Here is a 19,118-nt window from a genome sequence, read left to right on the forward strand (position 1 = left end):
CTCCGTCTTTTTCTCTAATTTAAAACACACCAAGCAGCAGCTCAACCGCCCGCTTAGCGTCCACCTGCACGCCAACATTAACCGGCGTACCGACCGACGGCTTCTCGCGCAAATCAGCAACGGTCATGCCGAGGCATATCTCGCCCTGACATTCCACCGATAGCAGCAGCTGCTCCGTCTGCACGATGCCAGGCTCGATTGCCGCCAGCATCGTGAGCGGATCATGCATTGGCGCACATTGATTGTACCCATTCGCTTCGTGGTAGAAATTATAGTAGAACTGCATCGAGTCATTCAGGAAGCCAACCACGTCGCGGTTCTCCGGCTTGCAGGAAGCCTTCAGCGCATCGAGGTGCGACTGATGCAGCATCGTTTGCAAGGTGACATCAAGTCCGATCATCGTAATCGGAAGTCCCGACTGAATGACAAGGCTGGCCGCTTCCGGGTCACCCCATATATTCGCTTCGGCGGTTGGCGTAATGTTGCCTGGTACGCGAACAGCGCCGCCCATAATGTAAACATGTTTGATTTTCGAAGGAAGCTCTGGATCCTTCTGAAGCGCATGCGCCAGATTCGTAAGGCGTCCAAGCGCAACGATGACAAGCTCTCCACGCAGTTCACTTGCTTGGCGCACGATAAACTCTGCTGCCGCTTCCTCCACCGGACGCTGAGCGGTGTGCGGAATTTCAACATCGCCAATGCCGTTCGAGCCATGGACAAATGTAGGGAAAATGTCTACTTTGCGGACGAGCGGCTGTGCAGCGCCTTGGCTGACGGGAATTTGACCTTCCAGTCCGGCAAGCTTCAGCACCTTAAGCGCATTCTCGGTCGCAAGTTCGACGGGAATGTTGCCGAAGACCGACGTGATGCCTATAATATCCGCCTTACCGGATTTGACCCCGTATAGAATCGCGAGTGCGTCGTCAATGCCCGTATCGGCGTCAATAATGATTTTCGGCTGTACCATGTCCTTAATCCCTCATTTTTCTATAATAATGCTAACTTCGTAATGATACCGTCTGCTCCATACGTAAAGCAAGATGATCCGAATTCCTTTACAGGACTTTAGCATTCGCTATAATCCATGTCTTCAATCCGCTCCATTATAGCCGATCCGGCTGATAATCCGTCTCCGTATAGATCGAGATGAGCACGACCGCGGTCTCCTCGCCAATATTGCGAACGAGATGGGGGATGCATGCATTCCAGCTGAATGAATCGCCTTCGTGAAACTCTGCCGCATCTTCGCCTTGCTCGGCGTAAATACTTCCTTTAATGACCACATGCACTTCCTCACCTTCATGTGCGTGCGGCTCTGCTCCAGTCGACGCGCCAGGTGGCAGCTCGACAATGACGATACGTACTTTATCCGTAGCGCTAAGATGCTCCACCTTAAACTGCTCGCTGCCGCTCGACGTAATGCGCCGTTCACCCTTGCGCACGATTTTCATCCGGTCTTCCTTTTGCAGCAGTAAGTAAGCAAGAGGGACCTTCAGCGCCTTGGCGATGCTCTCAAGCGTGGAAATGGAAGGCGACGTCTTATTCGTCTCCACCTGACTGAGAAACCCTTGCGACAAGCCGGTTTCCTCGCAAATCTGGGCAATCGTGATGTGCTTGCGCTTGCGGATCGCTCGAATCGAAGAGCCGATATCCATACTTTATGTTCACCCTAACTCAACTATTTGTGATACAAAATATAAGTTGATATTAACAATTTCCAAGTTGACTTGCTAGCACTCCAAGCATAATATTAGTTATATAGAAATTAAATTGTTTATGCTAATATATATCGAACTCACATAAAGGGAGAGAAACGACCATGATGCCAGCTTATTTCTTCGCGCACGGTGCGCCTTCACTTGTTTTGGAACAGCATGCTTATAGCGATTTTCTGAAAAATTTTGCTTCTACGAGGCCGCGGCCGAAGGCGATTGTGCTCTTCTCCGCCCACTGGGAAACGTCGGTGCAGAAGGTTAGCGCAGTCGGCACGTACAGCACAATCTACGACTTCTCTGGCTTCCAGGATGAGCTGTACCAAATGACGTATCCAGCGAACGGCAACCGCGCGTTAAGCGAGCAAATCCAGGCGCTATTCACACAGCACGGCATTCCAAGTGAGCTCGATGAGTCGAGAGGACTTGATCATGGCGCATGGGCGGTGCTAAAGCTGATTTATCCGGAAGCGGACATTCCGGTTATCGCGCTATCCGTTAACCCGATGCTGACGAATGAACAACAGTATCAGATTGGCAAAGCATTAGGAGCGCTGCGGGAGCAAGACGTCATTATTATTGGCAGCGGCGGCACGGTTCATAATTTGCGCCGATTGAATTGGCGGGCGGCAGAGGCAGACGAGTGGGCGGCCCAGTTCGATCAGTGGTTGGAGGGCAAGCTTATGAGCTGGGACACAGAAGCGCTCTTCCACTACCGCGAGCAGGCGCCGTTTGCAGTAGAGTCGGTACCGACGACCGAGCACTTCATTCCACTGTTCTTGGCAATGGGTGCAGGCGATGAGAACCGGAAGGCGACACTCATTCACCGTAGTTACCAGTTAGGAAGCCTAAGCCTGAGCTGCTGGCAGTTCGACTAAAATCACAACGGGAGCGTGGAGCAACGATGGACAGCAAGGATCGGTTCTCGGGCAGGGTGGACGCTTATGTGAAATACCGTCCGACCTATCCGCAAGCGGCTATCAATTATTTGTACGATACGGTTGGGTTTTCACGTCATAGTACGATCGCTGATGTCGGCGCGGGAACGGGCATTTTCTCCGAGCTGCTGCTTGAGCGGGGGAGTCAGGTTGTTGCCGTTGAGCCGAACGAGCCGATGCGCGAGGCAGCGGTGGCGCGGCTTGGCGCCGTGGGCGGCTTTCGGGCGGCGACAGGTTCCGCAGAAGCGACCGGCCTCGAGGGCCAGTCGGTCGATTTCATCGTCTGTGCTCAGTCGTTCCACTGGTTCGACCGTGATCTTGCGGGAGCCGAGTTCAAGCGAATCCTGCGTCCGGGCGACGGCAAGGTTGTACTCATCTGGAACACGCTGCTTACCGAGGGTACGCCGTTTCGAGAAGGATATGAGCAGCTGCTGCAAACGTACGGCACGGACTACAAGACCGTTCATCAGAAAAATATTTTGCCCGAAGCGCTCGCTGCCTTCTTCCGGTCCGGGGATATGCATGAGGTACGGTTTGCGAATCAGCAACGGTTCGACTATGAGGGCCTCAGCGGACGACTCTTGTCTTCATCCTTCGTTCCGGTGTCCGGTAATCCGAAATATGAACCGATGATGACTGCTCTAAGGGAGCTATATGATCGTCACCATGAGAATGGTTACGTGAATTTCGATTACGAGACTCGGCTGTACTGGGGATCTCTATAGCACGAGCAACTAGGGGCCGGCCGCCATGGCTGGCTTCTTCTGCTATGCTTCGTTTTCAGATGGAGTTATGATAGGGAAATAATGGCTTTAATTATAGTAAGGGACTGAGATCATATGTTGAAAATCTACCGTTTACTTATATTCGCACTCGCCGCTGTCTTCATCGCTTCACAGCTGACAAGCGCAGATTCACTCGTTTGGGCGCTAGGCGGACTCGTCTTCATTGCCATGGCGCTGCTCCTGCCGCAATTGCGGGGCATGACGCTATGGCTCACTTCTGCTTTTATCGCTGGAGGCGCTGTGCTCTTAATCGTCCAGCAGGCGAGCGCCCGCGTCTGGTTTGAGTCGGCGGGCATTAATGCGACACTGGTGACACTGTTCGTCTTCGCGCCGTTGTTCGGCATTCCGGTGCGTATTCCGGCGTATGTCGAAGCGCTCAGAAAGTTCTATGATACGAGTCTTAGGAGCGGCAGCGTCATGTTTGTCGGCACGCAGCTGCTGACACAAATTATGGGGGCGTTCATTAACGTGGGCTCGATTCCGGTCGTGTACCATCTTGCCTTCGTCAAACCGAGGCCGAAGATGGAGGGACTGCTTGCCGGTGCGCTGAATCGGGGATTTGCAGGGGCGATCTGTTGGTCGCCGTATTTTGCCGCGATGGCGATTGTGACGTCGGCGCTGAAGCTGAACTGGTCGGCGCTGCTGCCTTATCTGATCGTACTGTCACTGCTCACTCTTATTGTCAGTTTCGTGATGGATTACGCGAAGTTGAAGCAAGTTGGAGAGGAATTGGCGGATGAGGCGGAGGATGTGAAGGAGCTTTCGGGAGACAAGAACAAGGCTGCATTTCCAGTCGGGCTTGCTGTCTATCTGATTTGCGCCATTGGTGTCATTCTGCTGCTAGAGCCGCTCATCGACGTGCCGATGGTCATTATTACGTGCATGTCCGCCGTCATTTTCCCGCTGATCTGGTGCATCGCCAAAGGATCGATGGCGACGTATCGCCAAGGGCTGACTAATCATCTGACGGTTACATTGCCTGCACTGAAGAAAGAGATTACGCTATTTCTCGCCGCTGGCTTCTTCAGCGGAGCCGTTGGCGCAGTCGGTTTCGGCGCGTTTGTGCCGAAGCTGCTAGCGTACATTCCGCTGCCGATGGCCGTAGCGTTCTCGCTCCTCGCGATCGTGCTCATCGCCGGTACATCCATAATTGGCTTGCACCCGATCGTGCTCGTCAGCGTCTTCGCGAATGGCGTCGATCCGCACAGCGTGGGCGCTACTCCGATCTATATGGCCGTGCTGCTGCTCGGCAGCTGGGCCGTCTCGAATACCGTTTCGCCAGCGTCAGCAGTGAACAATCTGCTGTCGGGGCTATTTAAGCGAACCGTCTTCGAGCTGGCGCGGCCGAACTATAAATTCGCCGCCTTCATGGGGGCGGCGCTCATGGTGTACTTAATGCTGCTGCTGCAATTCTAGCGGGCGGCTAACGGGAGTCTGCAGCCGCTAGTCATCAGCTCAAAGCCGCCAGCTGCTTTACAGCTCCAGCTTGCGGAAGTTCGAGAACGGCTGAGCGGCCTCCGCGAGGCTCGCGAGTGCTGTCATCTCTGCCACTTCCATCAAGACGCCCCACACCTCACGGACGGCGGGCGACCGATGGGCGGCATCCTTTGCTTCTGCGGACGCCCACTCAAAGATTTCAAGGATAGACCCGTCTTCTGCCTGCAGATGAAGCGGCGTCATCTCTGTAATTAACCCTTCGGCGCGTAGTGTCGGCAAGTGCCGTCTCACTATATCTTTCAGCTGCTCTTCTTTGCCGGGGTGAGGGCGGTAAGTAGCAATGGCAACAATTCCTGTGGACATGGACATCTACTGTTATGCCTCCTCCTTATTTGCTTAGCGCCTGGCGTACAAGTGGCGCGACCTTCGTGCCGAGCAGCTCAATGGCGTGCAGCACTTCCTTATGCGGCATTGTGCCGACGTTCACGTGCAGGAAGAACCGCGTGACGCCAAGGTTCTTGCGCAGTAGAACGATCTTCTCGGCGACGGTTTCCGGATCGCCGACATAGAGAGCGCCGCGTAAGCTGCGCGCGGCATCATATGTCGCTCGCGTATATTCCCCGCCCCAGCCGCGCTCGCGGCCGATGACGTTCATCTGCGCGGCGGTCGGCGCGTAGAACAGCTCCGCCGTGCGGTCATTGTCATCGCCGATGAAGCCGTGCGAATGCGTCGCGATTTGCAGCTTCGACGGGTCATGTCCGGCCGATGCAGCGGCTCGCTTGTACAGGTCTACCAGCGGAGCGAATTGCTCCGGCATGCCGCCGATAATCGCGAATGCGATCGGGAGCCCGAGCAGCCCAGCGCGAACGGCTGATTCGGTATTGCCGCCGCTGGCAATCCACACCGGGAGTGGATTCTGCACGGAGCGCGGATAGACGCCGAGATTCTCAATGGCTGGGCGGTGACCGCCGCGCCAATTCACTTTCTCCGATTCGCGAATGGCAAGCAGCAGCTCCAGCTTCTCTTCGAACAGCTCATTATAATCGTCCAGGCTGTAGCCAAACAGCGGGAAGGACTCAATGAACGAGCCGCGGCCAGCCATAATTTCCGCACGCCCATTCGAGATGCCGTCGAGCGTCGAGAACGCTTGATAGACGCGAACGGGATCGTCCGAGGACAGCACCGTTACAGCGCTTGTAAGCCGGATTCGCTTCGTGACCGCTGCACCTGCGGCGAGCACAACGGCAGGCGCTGTGCCCGCGTAGTCCGGGCGGTGATGCTCTCCGATGCCGTATACATCGAGGCCGACTTGATCGGCGAGCACCATCTCCTCCACCGCATTGCGAAGCCGCTCGGCGTGGCTCATGATGCGGCCTGTCGCCGGGTCTGGCGTCGTCTCCAGAAATGTACTTATTCCAATCTCCATTGTGGGTGTTACCTCACTCATCGTGGAAAGCCTCCTTATGTAACTCTATATAGCTCTAGTTTACTCATTCCGCTTCGGCATCACAAACAGCTATAATGGATAGAGAACGATAGCATGTAATCGGGAGGTAAGTGCTAGTGGATATTACTTTAAATCTGAGCAGCAGCTCCAAGGTAGCCATAATTGAAAGTGAAGATGTCGTTATCGGCAGCGTGCAGGATGCGCTTGATCTGATGGCAACCGTGTCGTATAACTACGACGGCTGCTACAAGATTCTCATTCATAAGTCGGCTGTAGCCGAGCCGTTCTTCGACCTAAGCACGAAGCTGGCCGGTGATATTTTGCAGAAATTTACGAACTACAAAGTGAATCTTGCGATTGTCGGCGACTTTAGCGAATATAGCAGCAAGAGCTTGAAGGATTTCATCTATGAGAGCAATCAAGGCAAGCAGTTCTTCTTCCTGCTGGATGAGATGGCCGCGCTGGAGGCGCTGCACAATGTCCGATAAACCGCTGTACACGATCGGTTTCGCGCAAAAATCATTGCGTACCTTTGTCACCCATTTGCACGAGCACCAAGTAACGAAGGTGGTCGATACGCGGCTGAACAATGTATCGCAGCTTGCGGGCTATGCCAAGAAGGACGACCTCAGCTATGTGCTGGAGCTCGTCAATATTGGGTATACGCATGACCTTGATCTTGCCCCGCCGAAGGAGCTGCTTGAAGCCATCAAGCAGAAGCAAGTGTCGTGGGAGGAGTTCGAGAAGCTGTTCATCGATCTTATTTCGAAGCGGCAGATTGAGAAGAAGATAGAGGAGCTGTTCGGGAAAGGGGAGACGGTCTGTCTCCTGTGCAGCGAGCATAAGCCGCATCAGTGCCACCGGAGGCTGCTGGCGGAGTACTTAAGAGAATACAAGAAGGACCTGCAGATTCACCATCTGGTTTAGCGGCGGCAAACGAACAAAGAGAGCCTGCTTGCGGCTCTCTCTCGGTAGCTGCTAGGACAGCTTGCTTAGCTCATCTGTAATCGTCTCTATCATGCTCACGAAGCTTGCCAGCTCCTTCGAGCTCTCGGCTTGGGCACGCGCTAGCTTCACGGTCTCATCGTTACGCTGCTTCACATCGCCGATGATCGCATTCATGTCGCGCAGCTTCTCATGAATCGTCTTCGACGATTGCTTGGAGCTCTGCGCCAGCTTGCGGATCTCCCGCGCGACGATTTCGAAGCCGTACCCGCTCTCGCCGGCATGCGCCGCTTCAATAGCTGCGTTGAGGCCAAGCAGGTTCGTCTGATCCGCGACCTCTTGAATAACGCCGCCCATCAGCTGAATGTCCTTCATCTGCGCGTTCAGCTGCTCGACTTTGCCTAGCGAGTCCTCTTGCAGCTGTGCAGTATGCGTTGCTGTCTCAGCTACGGTTTGCGTGCTGCCTGTTAGTTCGATCATCATCGTTGCGAGCTCTTGAACAGCGGAGCTGATCGTCGTAATCATCTGCTGGCGATCGTCGGCCATCTGTTGGACAAGCGCCTTCTCATCCTTCTCGTATGCTTCGAGAACGAGCTGGGAGTCGAAATTGAACATTTTGGACAATGCTTGAATAATTGGGAGCCACTGATCCGGCACAGCGCTCATCAAATAATGAGTCGCGATGTCGAGATATAACATATAGGTACCGAGGTACCATTCCGTCGTGAGTCCGATGCGCGAGTGCAAGGAGCCGATAAAGAGGCGCTTCTCAATGAAGGCCTCGTCAATCAGCCCGGCAGTCATCGTTTGAAAATACCAGATTTGCGTCGATTTCAATCGTTCAATCGTGCTGTGGGCCGTAATAATGGCAGCCAGCTCGGGCTGCTTCTCAATACGAGCGTACAGCTCGTCCACGACTAGCCCCGTAATTTGCTGGAACGTTTGCTCGTGTAACTTCAAGAATGCGAGTGTTTCCGAGGTAATGCCTATGTAATCCAGCTGTTTCTGCCGGGCATTATTCACTTTAATCATAGCTGTAGTCGCTCCTCTTGTAGGTGTTCTTCTCATCCTACCTGAAGATCGAGCAAGGGGATATTAGGGAATTCACTGAATATATAGGGGAAAAACACTGATTCCGATGTCGGTAGTCCCTAGGGGGGACATGCAATGATTCGAATATTAATCGTGGACGACCATGCTGTTGTGCGCTCCGGTCTGAAGCTGCTGCTCGATGAGAAATACGGTATCCATGTCGTAGGCGACGCAGCTGACGGGAATGAGGCCATTCGATTGGCACAGGAGCTAACGCCAGATGTAGTGCTGATGGACCTTAGCATGCCGAATGGCCGGGACGGCATGTCGGCGACGCAGGAGCTGAAGAAGCTGCTGCCGAGCACGAATGTGCTCATTCTGACGATGCATGATGATGATGAATATTTATTCCGGGCGATTCACGCGGGCGCTTCCGGCTATATTTTGAAGAGTGCACCGCATGAGGAATTGATCATCGCGATTCAGTCGGTTGCGGCTGGGGATGCCTACCTCTATCCAACAGCGACGAAGCGGCTTATGCTCGATTACCTGGAGAAGGTGAAGCATGGGGAGAGCACCGACTCCTACGAGACGCTGTCCGAGCGGGAACGGGAAGTGCTCGTCTGGATTGCGAAGGGGTACGCCAATAAGGAAATCGCTGAGAACCTGATACTGAGCGTCAAGACCGTCGAGTCCCACAAAAGCCATCTGATGGACAAGCTCGGCCTCCGCACTAGGCCTGATCTCGTCCGATATGCGCTGAAGAAGGGGCTGCTGAACTTTGAGTAGTGAGCGTGCATATCCAGAAGTAATCGGACATAAGGTCAGCGCGCTGCTGCGCGAGCTGGACGACCATATTCAAGATTCGTCGTTCCGCGAAGACCTGAAGCATATGCTGCAGCAGCTGACAGACGTGAAGCTGGCGCTTGACGAGTCGTCCATCGTAGCCGTGACGAACCGCCGTGGTGTCATCCAGTACGTTAATGATCGATTCTGCGAAATTTCCAAGTATAGTCGCGACGAGCTGCTCGGTCAGGATCATCGCATTATTAATTCGGGCCACCATGACAGCATGTTCTTCCGTGAGCTGTGGGCGACAATTCGTGCTGGCTCCGTATGGCGCGGCGAGATTAAGAATCGGGCCAAGGACGGCTCCTACTACTGGGTCCATACGACGATAATGCCGTTTCTGGATGAGGCAGGGCAGCCCTATCAGTACTTGGCGATTCGCAGCGAAGTGACGCCGCTGAAGGTGGCGGAGGAAGAGCTGAAGCGGATGATGATGCGGGTGATGCACATTCAGGAGGAGGAGCGCAAGCGATTCTCGCTGGAGCTGCATGATGGCATCGGCCAAAGCTTGTTCGGGCTTGTCATTCAGCTGGACCGGCTAATCGGCGAAGAAGGCAGCTATAGGGCTGAGCTGTCTGCGATTCGGGGAACGGTGACGAACATCGTCGAGGAGGTGCGCGGCCTCGCATGGGATTTGCGTCCGTCCGTGCTCGATGATCTTGGTGTTGTGCCGGCAATTCGCACGTATATCGACAATTTCAAGCGGCATTATGGACTTCGCGTGCAGCTTCAATGCGAGCTTCGCAAGCGGCTCGACCCGCGCGTGGAAACAGCGCTTTACCGGATTATTCAAGAGGCGCTGACGAATATCGGCAAATATGCGGAGTCGTCCGAAGCGGCAGTGGAGCTGTGGGAGGAAGGAGACTTCGTCCATGCGCGTATTGCCGACAATGGGCGCGGCTTCGTCCGTGAAGTGGAGCGCAAAGGTGTGGGGTTGTTCAGTATGGAGGAGCGTGCGCGTGGCATTGGCGGGCAGCTCGTCATTCGCTCGATTCCGGGCGAAGGGACGATGATTACGCTCGCTGCTCCGAAGCAAGTGGAGTAAGCGACGCACAATGAAGCGCAATGATGCGCAATGAAGCGCAAGTAAGCGAAAGTAAGCGAAAGTAAGCGCGAAATAGCGAAAGCCCAGTACCGCTCACGCAGGTGCTGGGCTTGCTTTATTATTTGGCTATAAGTGCGTCAGCCGGGGCCGGGGAAGTTAAGAAAGCAGCCAGTCGGTCCGCGCTCGCTGTTATTTCCTCATCGTTCATACGCGGTGCGTGGTAAACGACGAACGGCTCCACATACCGCATCTCGGTCAGCAGAACGGTTGCCTTCAGCGGCAGAAGCAGCTGATCCAGCGTGTAGAGACTTTCGCCTTCTGGACGGTACGATTCTTCTGCGCGTCCTACGGAGATGGCGAGCATGTACTCTTTGCCCTTTAGCTGATTGCCTGAGCCATATCCGAAGCCATACGTGTACACTTCATCCTGCCACTTTTTCAGAAGTGACGGGGTGCTATACCAGTAGAACGGGAATTGGAAGACGATCCGGTCATGCTGTAGAAGGAGCTGTTGCTCTTGTTCTACGTCAATGACTTCGCTAGGGTAAGTCTCGTACAGATCATGCACGGTAATAGACGGTTCCTGCTGCAATCTCTCCTTCCACATCCGGTTCACACGCGATTCATGCAGCTTCGGGTGGGCGAGTACGACAAGTGTTCTCATGATGTCATTGACCCCTTCAGAAATAAGTCTTATTGAGCGCCGAGGTACTCTTCCAGTACCGATGCGATGATTTGATGATCTTGATCGCCAGGCAGCCCGGATGCGGAGATCGTACCAACAACACCGACGTTCTTAATGAGCAGCGGGAACGAGCCGCCTTCTGCTGCGTATTGCTTCGGATCGAGGCAAGCGCCTTCAACCGAGCCGCCTTCTGCTTTAAATTTCACATGCATGTAATACGAGCTGTGGCCGAAGTGGTGCACGACGCCTTGTTTTCGCTTGATCCACAGATCATTGTCGGCAGTTGTGCCGTTCATCTTTGTATGGAAGAGAAGCTCGCCATTGCGTACGATCGTAACTGCAATCGCCTTCTGCTCCTGTTGCGCCTTCTGAATGATTCTCGTGCCAATCTCAAAAGCTGTCTCGTTCGTAAAAGTAGTAAATTGCAAGTCCTGCTCTTGCTTCAGCAGGCGCTCCAATTCAGCTTGAATATTTGTCATCATAAGCACATCCTATCGGTTCTTATTGTACAGCTTTAATAGTACTACAAGTGCAGCGTGATGCGAAGCGCTGGGCACCGCAATACCGCTGTAAACATGGTGCGGCGTAAGGTATACTTGTCCTATATTCCCCAAAATAAGGAGCTGAAAGATTTGGAAGCCAAGCAACCGAAAATTACGCCGTTTCTTATGTTTGAAGGCAGAGCCGAAGAAGCAATGAATTATTACATCTCCGTATTCGACAAATCGGAAATTGTAAGTATGCTTAAATACGAAGCAGGCGGACCTGGTCCGGAGGGCAACGTCATGAATGCGTCGTTCAAGCTAGGCGATCAAATGTTCATGTGTAGCGACAGTTTTGTAAAACATGCATTCACGTTTACACCATCAATCTCCCACTTTGTGACATGCGAGACGGAAGCTGAGATTGAGCGCGCTTATGAGATGCTGTCGAAGAGCGGTTCTGTGCTGATGCCGCTCGGGGAATACCCGTTCAGCCGTAAGTTCGGCTGGGTGCAGGATCAGTTTGGTGTGAGTTGGCAGCTGTCGTTGGCTTAATTCAACCGAGGAAGAGTGTTCCGGTTTGGAGAGGAGCAGCACATGAGTAACGCAGATATTGATGTGCTGATTGCGGATTTATAAGATAAAGAAGGCCATCCTCCAGGGGATGGCCTTTCTGCTCGATTGGACATGTTTGGCCTTAGACTAAAGGTCCAGGAATGATTTAAATATTAACTTTCAGTGATGAAAGGAATGTGATGGAAAATGTCGAATATAGTCGAATATAAACAATTAATGTAAATTTCATGTTCACATCCTAGGAGGGTAACGATGGAGGCTAACTCGGTCAAAGACAGCAATGCGCTTACATTAATGACATTGCCGACAAGCTCTTCTCAGCGAAGATCGGCCTTTCTGGTTGGTGCTTTTCTCGTGCTGATTTCATTGTGTATTTTACCGGTTGCGCATATCAAGACGATGGATACGCCTGGCTTTTTCCCCACTGTAACCTCAACGGTTATTTGTTTTAACTTTATTACGGCATTCGTGTTGTTCAATCAATTCCGTGTTAATCGACTCCCGGCCGTACTGGTGCTTTCCGCAGCTTATCTGTTCTCGGCTCTCATTACGATTCCGCTCTTGCTGTCGTTTCCCGAGTTATTTACGAAGGCGGGCCTGATGAACGAAGGCCGTCAGACGCCTTCCTTGCTGTATGCGGTGCATTGCCGCACAGATTGAGCATAATCTGCTCCAGTCGGAGCGGGTCGCCAATAAAGGCGCTTGGACAGTTGTCCGTAATTTCGAACAATACCTCTATCGGCTTATTGTCGATAAGCAGTCCAGTCACGTCCGAGAGCTTGCCGAAGAAGTCATCAAGCTGAATGGGGACATGCTCAAGCTCGATTTTGCCAGCTTCAATCTTCGAGAAGTCCAGAATATCGTTAATAATCGAGTGGAGGGCGTTTGAAGCCGAGTTAATCTTGGACAGATATTCGCGCTGCACGCTAGAGAGCGACGTGTTCATCAAAATTTGAGTTAAGCCAATAATACCGCTCAGCGGTGTGCGGATCTCATGGCTCATCGTCGCGAGGAATTGGCTCTTCGCCTGATTCGCTTCATCGGCGAGAATCCGCTTATGGCGCTCGGTAATATCAGTAAAGAAGACAATAAGTTCCTTCACAAGACCATCCCGGAATACCGGTTGTATGGCAACGAGGAGGTCGACTCCTGCGATGTTGATTTCGAATCCGGACTTCTCACCCGTATGGAGTACCTCGTCGTAGTGGCTTTGCAGCTGATTAATAAACTCTTTGGGCAAAGTCTGAATATCATCGCAATACAGCCCGACGATTTCTGATGCCTTCAGTCCAAGCGTATCCATGAGCTGACCGGTTATCATCGTGCATTTATAACGGGTAGAATGCACCGCCACTTTATAGATGAGGCCGGGCTGCAGCCGAATGACTTCGTGATATTCATTCTTCAGCAGCTCCATCTGATTGGCGAGCTCGCGATTGCGCCTGAAGAAGCGCCAGAGCAGCGCTGTTGATGCCCCGCCAATGAGATTAATGGAAAGGTGCTCAGGGAGATAAGGCTGAAGCGGGAAGTTGAAGACAAAGACATAATCGACAACGAGCACGGTAGATAAAAAAAGCAGCATATAGAGCCACTTGCGTGTATGCGAGCGCAGCTTAATCGAGATAAATCCACAGCCGAGCGCAATAATCATGTTGGCGCAGAGGACGGTCAAGAAGAGGGAAGGCACCTGTATCGTTCGAAATAAGGTAATTATGATGGCGCTGGTGACCGATGAGATTGGCCCGCCAAAATAGGCTGACATGAGGATCGCTAGAAACCGGGAATCTATGACATGGCGGTCATCCAGCGCGGCGCCGAAGAGGATAAGCACGATGCCAAAAAGGCCGTGGACAACGCCAACGGCCAGTTTATAACGCCAAGTGCGGGCAATATACCCATCTTTGTAGTAGAACAATTGTCCGGCGATTACAATAAATACAGATAATATTGAGAGATTAATAATCAAGTCACGAATTGTATTCATTACACAGGACTCCATTCTGCCTATTATAGGCCGATTCTGGTAATGAATTTATTCGACATTATTCTCCGTTTTCCTTTAATAGGGAAATCTTTCGCTGTCGAAACTGTTCGACGGTCTGATTAAACTTCTGGAGCAAATGGCCGAATTGTTCACACTCTGCTTGCGACCAATCTTCCAGCAGAAGCGTATAGAACTGATGGCGAAGCTCTTTCGCTCGCAGTAGGAAGCTGCTGCCGCTGTCAGACAATTGCAGAAGGCTCACTCTCGCATCCTTCGGGTCGGAGGTGCGCTCGACGAAGCCCTTCGTTTCCAGCGCTGCAATTTGCCGGCTCGCTGTTGAAATATCAAGCTGCAGCGATGTCGACAATGCTTTCATGCCGACAGGCCCGTTCTTCTTCAAATGCTGCAGCAATAGATAGGTAGAGCGATCACAATCATGCTCGCTCAAATAAGCAATGCGGGCTGCTTCCGCCCGCCGTATGAAGATGGCCATCTCCTGCTGGAGCAGCTGAAAGGCGTTGTTATCTATAGTCATATTCGTTCACCGCTTATTCACATTTTTGTCAACATCTGAACTGTAATTGACAGCTCAAAAACTTGTATAATACAATCATAACGATAGTTGTATCTTACAACTAATTGGGCGGACAATCAATGCATGATACAAGTGAGCGATCAAATTGCGGGGTGATTAACAGATGGAAGGCGAATTGAATTCGGTGCTGCAATTGAGGCAAGGCGTCGGACAGCTTGTCCGCATGAAGGTGCTGCCTGCACCGTATCGGCACAAGCAGAAAGAAGAGGTGCGCCATGCGATAAGCGCCATTGACCGGGTTTGGCATGATGGCTCGGTACAGAGCGGCGCTATTTTGCGTGCGACTAGGGGCAAGCATGTTATCTCGCTTGCGCATGTCAACACGACCGAGGAGGAGTCGGCGGCGCCGAATCGTTATACGGTCGAAATTAGCGATCACAGGTCCGATCAGGGCTACACGGCAATTGAACAGGGGTCGAAATTATCACATTTTGTGAATATTTTTCAGTTTGCTCCAGAGAAAAGAGAAGAACTGATTGCCCACTTCGAGCATACACTCCCCTATATGCGCAAACAACCGGGTTATGTATCTACAAGCTTGCTGCTGAGTGTCGATCAGCCGCTTGCTGTCAATATTGGTCAGTTCAATACAAATAGGCATTTCCGGGCGAGCATGTGCAAGAGAGAGGTGCTCGGTTCGTTTGCCAAGGGATATCCGCTCGGCATTATGGCTACGGTGCTCGGCGTTCTGCCGAAGCCGCCGCAGCTGCATTTGTGCGAGCTTGCTCATGTCGTCGGTGGAAGTGTATAGAGCAACAAACGTTAGAGGAGTTGATGCGAAGTGCCTTTTATAAGAAGGCTGCTTAACCGCAGATTTGTTTATTTTACAATCATTCTATTAATCAAAGGACTTCTCGCTTGGTCGGTCGTCTTTGACGAAGGGCCGTCATGGATGACGATTGTGACGGAAATTCCGTTCTTCTGGGTCATCTTCTGCTTAATCGAGTGGCTGGCGACCAAAAGAAAAATGCTATATTACATGGTCGTGAATTTATTGACCACGCTGTTATATTTTACCGTCCTCATGTATTACAAATATTACGGAATTATCGTTACGTATCACGCGCTGAGACAAGCCGATAAAGTAACGAAGGTCGGCAACAGTACGTATTCTTTGCTGGACCCGTATTATTTATTTATTTTTGTCGATATTATCGTGCTTACTTTCATTCTGTGGCGACCGAAGAACATTTCGTACCAGCAGGCTGTCAGCAGCCGCCCGTTGATGAAGAAGAGGGGCATCATCGCACTGTTCGTCGTATCGCTTATGCTCTGCTTGCTTAACATTTGGCCGAACCGCGCCAGCATGAACGAGAACAAACAGGCGGAAGAGATGGGCATTCTCAACTACGAGGTGTACACGATCTTCGCGGATACGACGGCAGATGAAGATATCGTGCCGATGGATCAAATTACGCAAAGTGAGATCGATAGGCTCAAAGGCGTGGAGCAGCCGTTGCAGCCGAAGTACTACGGTGCAGACAAAGGCAAGAACGTGATCATTCTCCAGATGGAATCGTTCCAGGATTTCCTCATCGGCCTCAAGATCGATGGTCAGGAAATTACGCCGAACATGAACAAGCTGGCAGCGGATAACTTCCACTTTAACCGCTTCTATACGATGGTCGGGCAGGGGACTACCTCGGATGCCGAGTATGTGGTAAACACATCGCTCTATGTGCCGAAGCATGAGGCGGCTACGGATCAGAACGTTTCCAAGGCGCTGCCGAGCTTGCCGAAGCTGATGCACGCGAACGGCTATACGACGGCTACGTTCCATACGAACGCCGTAGAGTTCTGGAACCGGAAGGAACTGTACAGCGCAATCGGCTGGGATAAATATTATGATCAATCGTTCTTCGGCGATGACGATCACGTCGCTTTCGGCTCATCGGATGAAGTGCTATATGAGAAGGTGATCCCGGAGCTTACGAAGATGGACGAGAGCGATCAACCATTCTATGCGCAAGTCATCTCCATGAGCTCGCATCACCCGTTCGACATTCCGGAGTCGAAGTACAAGATGCAGCTTCCGGAGCGCTTCGAGGGTACACTAGTAGGCAACTATATCCGCGCGCAGAACTATGCGGATTACGCGCTCGGCCAGTTCATCGCAGGGTTGAAAGAGAGCGGCCTATGGGATGACAGCGTCATTCTGTTCTACGGTGACCATCAAGGCTTGTCGCTCTACTCGCTCGATCGCAAGGAGAAAGAGCTGGCAGCAGAGATGTTGGGCCATGAATACAGCTATCCGGATATGTTCAAGATCGGGTTTGTCATGCATGCGCCAGGCGTAACGTATCCGAAGGTGGTTTCGGAGATGGGCGGCCAAGTGGATATTTTGCCGACAGTAGCAAACTTGACGGGCGTATCGCTGGACGGCCAGATTCATTTTGGGCAGGATCTATTGAACCAGCCGTCCGATATGATCCCGATGCGCCACTTCCTGCCTTCGGGCTCGGTCATTACAAACGATTATTTGTTCCTGCCAGGTATCGCGTATGAGGACGGCACGAACTACTCGCTTGCGAATGGAAGCATCAGTGAGCAGGAAGGCATCACGAACGGTCAGTACAACCGGACGCTTAAGCTGTTGAATCTGTCAGACAGCTATGTGAAGCAGCTGCCGGATAAGGATCCGGCAGATCAACCAGTGGCTGGTTCGGTAAAATAATGGTGTGAAAACAGAGAAAGCAGTGACCCGCGGGGTCACTGCTTTCTCTGTTTGTGGTCATCGCAGCAGCGTTGTCGGCGGGTGGTCTCCTCCTGCCTGAGCGCGTGTTCTCAACTAAAAGCGGTCCCTCGGGGGCGCCTTTTTCTTTGGGGTGTAGCCAGTGCCCCACATCGGCGAAATCAGCCGGCGATCCAATGAAGAGGAGTAGCTAGTACCCAACATCGACGAAATCGGTCGTAAAAACGGTGAAGGGGAGTACTCAGTACCCTACATTGATGAAATCGGCCGGGGATACGGGTAAGAGCTTTCTAGCACCCCCAGGATGCCTTAGTACCCATCGCTCTCGTGGCCGAGCTGCTTCGCTTTATCCACCGCTTGCTCCGGCTTCGACTGCCCGCTCAAGGTGCGGCTTTGGTCCGCATGGCGCAAGCCTTCCGACACGCGCCGTCCGTAGTCGGCGTCCGCTTCGGTGAAGTAGCCGATCATCCGCTCGCGGATATCGTTCTTGCATATCGACAGAGCGCCGACCAGATTGCCAATAAGCTCGTCCTGCTCCACGGGATCGAAGGCGCGGAACGTATCGCCAGCCTGCTTGAAGTCGTTCGTACGGTCCAGCTTCTGGCGAGTCAGCTTCGCATCATAGTGCGGCTCATGGTCGCTGCCCTGCCTCGCCGCCTCCTGCAGCCCGCCCATCGAGGAAGGCTCATAATTGACATGCGGGTTCTGTCCGGAAGCGCGATCCGGTCGATATTGCATCTGCCCGCCGCTTTGATTGGTCGCCACATGTGTCTGCGGAGCATTGATAGGCAGCTGCAAGTAGTTCGTTCCGACGCGGTGACGTTGCGTATCAGAATACGAGAAGGTGCGGCCCTGCAGCAGCTTGTCATCGGAGAAGTCGAGCCCGTCCACAAGCACCCCTGTGCCGAAAGCCGCCTGCTCCACTTCGGTGAAGTAGTCGTCCGGGTTGCGGTTCAGCGTCATTTTGCCGACAGGGAGGAAAGGGAATTGCCCCGGCGGCCACAGCTTCGTCGGATCGAGCGGGTCGAAGTCGAGCTCAGGGTGCTCGCCGTCAGTCATCAGCTGAACACACAGCTCCCATGCGGGATAATCGCCGGCCTCAATCGCCTGATAAAGATCGAGCGTCGCATGGTTGAAGTTGAGCGCTTGAACCTCATTCGCTTCCGACTGGAGCAGGTTCTTAATACCCTGCTTCAGCGGCTCCCAATGGTACTTTACGAGCATCGCCTCACCGTTCTGATTGACCCACTTATATGTATTAACGCCCGAGCCCTGCATCTGCCGGTAGTTCGCAGGGATGCCCCAAGGCGAGAGCAGAAACGTCACCATATGCGTTGCTTCCGGCGTCAGCGAAACGAAGTCGAAGAACCGCTCCATATCCTGTACATTCGTCAATGGATCCGGCTTGAATGCATGCACCATATCGGGAAACTTAAGCGGGTCGCGGATAAAGAAGATTTTCAGATTGTTGCCAACGAGGTCCCAGTTTCCATCATCTGTATAGAATTTGACTGCAAAACCACGCGGATCACGCAGCGTCTCCGGTGAATGGCCGCCATGAACGACCGTCGAAAAGCGCACAAACACAGGCGTCTGCTTCCCAGCCTCCTGGAACAGCTTCGCCCGCGTATAAGGGGCTATTGGCTTATCTCCCGCCTTGCCATAGGCCTCGAAGATGCCGTGAGCACCTGCGCCGCGTGCATGAACGACGCGCTCGGGGATGCGCTCCCGGTCGAAATGGGTGATTTTCTCGATAAAATGATAATTCTCCAGCGTGCTCGGGCCGCGATTGCCGACGGTGCGAATGTTCTGATTATCCGTGACGGGATGACCCTGCCGGGTCGTCAGCGTCTGACTCGGCGTATCGCTTCCGGCTGCGCCCTGCTTGTTGTTATTCACGCGCGTTAAGCTCCT

General features: G+C 52.9%; 20 protein-coding genes and 1 pseudogene. 11 read left to right on the top strand and 10 right to left on the bottom strand.

Going from position 1 to position 19,118, the window contains the following annotated elements:
* Positions 1 to 19 precede the first annotated feature (19 nt).
* Both BMY11_RS10295 and BMY11_RS10300 read right to left on the bottom strand, forming a co-directional pair.
* Positions 20 to 967, bottom strand: coding sequence for a nucleoside hydrolase (locus BMY11_RS10295; protein ID WP_090574810.1), 948 nt, complete (start codon positions 965 to 967; stop codon positions 20 to 22).
* Positions 968 to 1,103: 136 nt separating this feature from the next.
* A complete protein-coding gene (locus BMY11_RS10300; RefSeq protein WP_090574813.1) occupies positions 1,104 to 1,655 on the bottom strand; it encodes a helix-turn-helix domain-containing protein in 552 nt (183 codons plus the stop codon).
* A gap of 164 nt (positions 1,656 to 1,819) precedes the next feature.
* Here BMY11_RS10300 and BMY11_RS10305 point away from each other — a divergent pair, with 164 nt between their 5' ends.
* From BMY11_RS10305 to BMY11_RS10315, 3 genes are all read left to right on the top strand, one after another.
* Positions 1,820 to 2,590 carry a DODA-type extradiol aromatic ring-opening family dioxygenase gene (locus BMY11_RS10305; RefSeq protein WP_090574816.1) on the top strand — a complete coding sequence of 257 codons (771 nt, stop codon included), beginning with the start codon at positions 1,820 to 1,822 and terminating at the stop codon, positions 2,588 to 2,590.
* A gap of 26 nt (positions 2,591 to 2,616) precedes the next feature.
* Positions 2,617 to 3,375, top strand: coding sequence for a class I SAM-dependent methyltransferase (locus BMY11_RS10310; RefSeq protein WP_090574819.1), 759 nt, complete (start codon positions 2,617 to 2,619; stop codon positions 3,373 to 3,375).
* A gap of 114 nt (positions 3,376 to 3,489) precedes the next feature.
* A complete protein-coding gene (locus BMY11_RS10315) occupies positions 3,490 to 4,851 on the top strand; it encodes a hypothetical protein (RefSeq protein WP_090574821.1) in 1,362 nt (453 codons plus the stop codon).
* Positions 4,852 to 4,908: 57 nt separating this feature from the next.
* On the opposite strand, the gene BMY11_RS10320 is transcribed toward BMY11_RS10315, so the two are convergent.
* Both BMY11_RS10320 and BMY11_RS10325 read right to left on the bottom strand, forming a co-directional pair.
* Positions 4,909 to 5,241 carry a putative quinol monooxygenase gene (locus BMY11_RS10320; RefSeq protein WP_256217397.1) on the bottom strand — a complete coding sequence of 111 codons (333 nt, stop codon included), beginning with the start codon at positions 5,239 to 5,241 and terminating at the stop codon, positions 4,909 to 4,911.
* A gap of 19 nt (positions 5,242 to 5,260) precedes the next feature.
* Positions 5,261 to 6,298 (bottom strand): LLM class flavin-dependent oxidoreductase, encoded by a 1,038-nt coding sequence (locus tag BMY11_RS10325; protein ID WP_090575685.1) that lies wholly within the window; start codon positions 6,296 to 6,298, stop codon positions 5,261 to 5,263.
* A gap of 137 nt (positions 6,299 to 6,435) precedes the next feature.
* Here BMY11_RS10325 and BMY11_RS10330 point away from each other — a divergent pair, with 137 nt between their 5' ends.
* Both BMY11_RS10330 and BMY11_RS10335 read left to right on the top strand, forming a co-directional pair.
* Complete coding sequence (locus tag BMY11_RS10330; RefSeq protein WP_090574824.1) at positions 6,436 to 6,807, top strand: DUF4180 domain-containing protein; 372 nt, start codon at positions 6,436 to 6,438, stop codon at positions 6,805 to 6,807.
* On the top strand, positions 6,797 to 7,246 hold the full coding sequence (locus tag BMY11_RS10335; protein WP_090574826.1) for a DUF488 domain-containing protein: 450 nt from the start codon (positions 6,797 to 6,799) through the stop codon (positions 7,244 to 7,246). Before BMY11_RS10330 ends, BMY11_RS10335 begins: the two co-directional genes overlap by 11 nt.
* Before the next feature lie 51 nt (positions 7,247 to 7,297).
* On the opposite strand, the gene BMY11_RS10340 is transcribed toward BMY11_RS10335, so the two are convergent.
* Entirely contained in the window at positions 7,298 to 8,296 is a 999-nt protein-coding gene (locus BMY11_RS10340) for a globin-coupled sensor protein (RefSeq protein WP_090574829.1), read from the bottom strand.
* Positions 8,297 to 8,431: 135 nt separating this feature from the next.
* Between BMY11_RS10340 and BMY11_RS10345 the strand changes: the two genes are divergently transcribed.
* Both BMY11_RS10345 and BMY11_RS10350 read left to right on the top strand, forming a co-directional pair.
* Positions 8,432 to 9,085: a response regulator transcription factor gene (locus BMY11_RS10345; protein WP_090574833.1), complete on the top strand. Its 654-nt coding sequence runs from the start codon at positions 8,432 to 8,434 to the stop codon at positions 9,083 to 9,085.
* The gene (locus BMY11_RS10350) at positions 9,078 to 10,190 is read left to right on the top strand and encodes a PAS domain-containing sensor histidine kinase (protein ID WP_090574836.1); all 1,113 of its coding nucleotides are present in this window, start codon (positions 9,078 to 9,080) and stop codon (positions 10,188 to 10,190) included. The genes BMY11_RS10345 and BMY11_RS10350 overlap by 8 nt, the downstream gene beginning before the upstream one ends.
* Before the next feature lie 118 nt (positions 10,191 to 10,308).
* Here the strand turns inward: BMY11_RS10350 and BMY11_RS10355 are convergent, their stop codons facing one another.
* Together BMY11_RS10355 and BMY11_RS10360 are read right to left on the bottom strand one after the other, a co-directional pair.
* A complete protein-coding gene (locus BMY11_RS10355) occupies positions 10,309 to 10,854 on the bottom strand; it encodes an NAD(P)H-dependent oxidoreductase (protein ID WP_090574839.1) in 546 nt (181 codons plus the stop codon).
* A gap of 29 nt (positions 10,855 to 10,883) precedes the next feature.
* The gene (locus BMY11_RS10360; RefSeq protein WP_090574842.1) at positions 10,884 to 11,357 is read right to left on the bottom strand and encodes a heme-degrading domain-containing protein; all 474 of its coding nucleotides are present in this window, start codon (positions 11,355 to 11,357) and stop codon (positions 10,884 to 10,886) included.
* 150 nt (positions 11,358 to 11,507) lie between these two features.
* On the opposite strand from BMY11_RS10360, the gene BMY11_RS10365 reads away from it, so the two are divergent.
* Positions 11,508 to 11,912 carry a VOC family protein gene (locus tag BMY11_RS10365; protein WP_256217400.1) on the top strand — a complete coding sequence of 135 codons (405 nt, stop codon included), beginning with the start codon at positions 11,508 to 11,510 and terminating at the stop codon, positions 11,910 to 11,912.
* Positions 11,913 to 12,185: 273 nt separating this feature from the next.
* Entirely contained in the window at positions 12,186 to 12,593 is a 408-nt protein-coding gene (locus BMY11_RS10370; RefSeq protein WP_090574845.1) for an MASE4 domain-containing protein, read from the top strand.
* Here the strand turns inward: BMY11_RS10370 and BMY11_RS10375 are convergent.
* On the bottom strand, positions 12,517 to 13,917 hold the full coding sequence (locus tag BMY11_RS10375; RefSeq protein ID WP_177182586.1) for a histidine kinase dimerization/phospho-acceptor domain-containing protein: 1,401 nt from the start codon (positions 13,915 to 13,917) through the stop codon (positions 12,517 to 12,519). The two genes, BMY11_RS10370 and BMY11_RS10375, sit on opposite strands and share 77 nt — an antisense overlap.
* 58 nt (positions 13,918 to 13,975) lie before the next feature.
* Positions 13,976 to 14,452: a MarR family winged helix-turn-helix transcriptional regulator gene (locus BMY11_RS10380; RefSeq protein ID WP_090574851.1), complete on the bottom strand. Its 477-nt coding sequence runs from the start codon at positions 14,450 to 14,452 to the stop codon at positions 13,976 to 13,978.
* Positions 14,453 to 14,615: 163 nt separating this feature from the next.
* Between BMY11_RS10380 and BMY11_RS10385 the strand changes: the two genes are divergently transcribed.
* Together BMY11_RS10385 and BMY11_RS10390 are read left to right on the top strand one after the other, a co-directional pair.
* Positions 14,616 to 15,263 carry an antibiotic biosynthesis monooxygenase family protein gene (locus BMY11_RS10385; RefSeq protein WP_090574854.1) on the top strand — a complete coding sequence of 216 codons (648 nt, stop codon included), beginning with the start codon at positions 14,616 to 14,618 and terminating at the stop codon, positions 15,261 to 15,263.
* Positions 15,264 to 15,293: 30 nt separating this feature from the next.
* Entirely contained in the window at positions 15,294 to 17,186 is a 1,893-nt protein-coding gene (locus BMY11_RS10390) for an LTA synthase family protein (RefSeq protein WP_090574856.1), read from the top strand.
* Between the two features lie 327 nt (positions 17,187 to 17,513).
* Here BMY11_RS10390 and BMY11_RS10395 read toward each other — a convergent pair.
* Positions 17,514 to 19,058: pseudogene (locus BMY11_RS10395) on the bottom strand (catalase); the annotation flags it as partial.
* Positions 19,059 to 19,118: the final 60 nt, after the last annotated feature.

It is taken from the genome of Paenibacillus sp. OV219 (assembly GCF_900110075.1).
Lineage (GTDB): Bacteria > Bacillota > Bacilli > Paenibacillales > Paenibacillaceae > Paenibacillus_Z.

Excerpts from the sequence above, each read along its gene's own strand:
- BMY11_RS10335 (WP_090574826.1), top strand. The coding sequence starts at position 6,797 with ATGTCCGATAAACCGCTGTACACGATCGGTTTCGCGCAAAAATCATTG.
- BMY11_RS10310 (WP_090574819.1), top strand. The coding sequence starts at position 2,617 with ATGGACAGCAAGGATCGGTTCTCGGGCAGGGTGGACGCTTATGTGAAA.
- BMY11_RS10345 (WP_090574833.1), top strand. The coding sequence starts at position 8,432 with ATGATTCGAATATTAATCGTGGACGACCATGCTGTTGTGCGCTCCGGT.
- BMY11_RS10380 (WP_090574851.1), bottom strand. The coding sequence starts at position 14,452 with ATGACTATAGATAACAACGCCTTTCAGCTGCTCCAGCAGGAGATGGCC.
- BMY11_RS10370 (WP_090574845.1), top strand. The coding sequence starts at position 12,186 with ATGGAGGCTAACTCGGTCAAAGACAGCAATGCGCTTACATTAATGACA.
- BMY11_RS10300 (WP_090574813.1), bottom strand. The coding sequence starts at position 1,655 with ATGGATATCGGCTCTTCGATTCGAGCGATCCGCAAGCGCAAGCACATC.
- BMY11_RS10325 (WP_090575685.1), bottom strand. The coding sequence starts at position 6,298 with ATGGAGATTGGAATAAGTACATTTCTGGAGACGACGCCAGACCCGGCG.
- BMY11_RS10315 (WP_090574821.1), top strand. The coding sequence starts at position 3,490 with ATGTTGAAAATCTACCGTTTACTTATATTCGCACTCGCCGCTGTCTTC.
- BMY11_RS10355 (WP_090574839.1), bottom strand. The coding sequence starts at position 10,854 with ATGAGAACACTTGTCGTACTCGCCCACCCGAAGCTGCATGAATCGCGT.
- BMY11_RS10340 (WP_090574829.1), bottom strand. The coding sequence starts at position 8,296 with ATGATTAAAGTGAATAATGCCCGGCAGAAACAGCTGGATTACATAGGC.
- BMY11_RS10305 (WP_090574816.1), top strand. The coding sequence starts at position 1,820 with ATGATGCCAGCTTATTTCTTCGCGCACGGTGCGCCTTCACTTGTTTTG.
- BMY11_RS10375 (WP_177182586.1), bottom strand. The coding sequence starts at position 13,917 with ATGAATACAATTCGTGACTTGATTATTAATCTCTCAATATTATCTGTA.
- BMY11_RS10360 (WP_090574842.1), bottom strand. The coding sequence starts at position 11,357 with ATGATGACAAATATTCAAGCTGAATTGGAGCGCCTGCTGAAGCAAGAG.
- BMY11_RS10385 (WP_090574854.1), top strand. The coding sequence starts at position 14,616 with ATGGAAGGCGAATTGAATTCGGTGCTGCAATTGAGGCAAGGCGTCGGA.
- BMY11_RS10295 (WP_090574810.1), bottom strand. The coding sequence starts at position 967 with ATGGTACAGCCGAAAATCATTATTGACGCCGATACGGGCATTGACGAC.
- BMY11_RS10320 (WP_256217397.1), bottom strand. The coding sequence starts at position 5,241 with ATGTCCATGTCCACAGGAATTGTTGCCATTGCTACTTACCGCCCTCAC.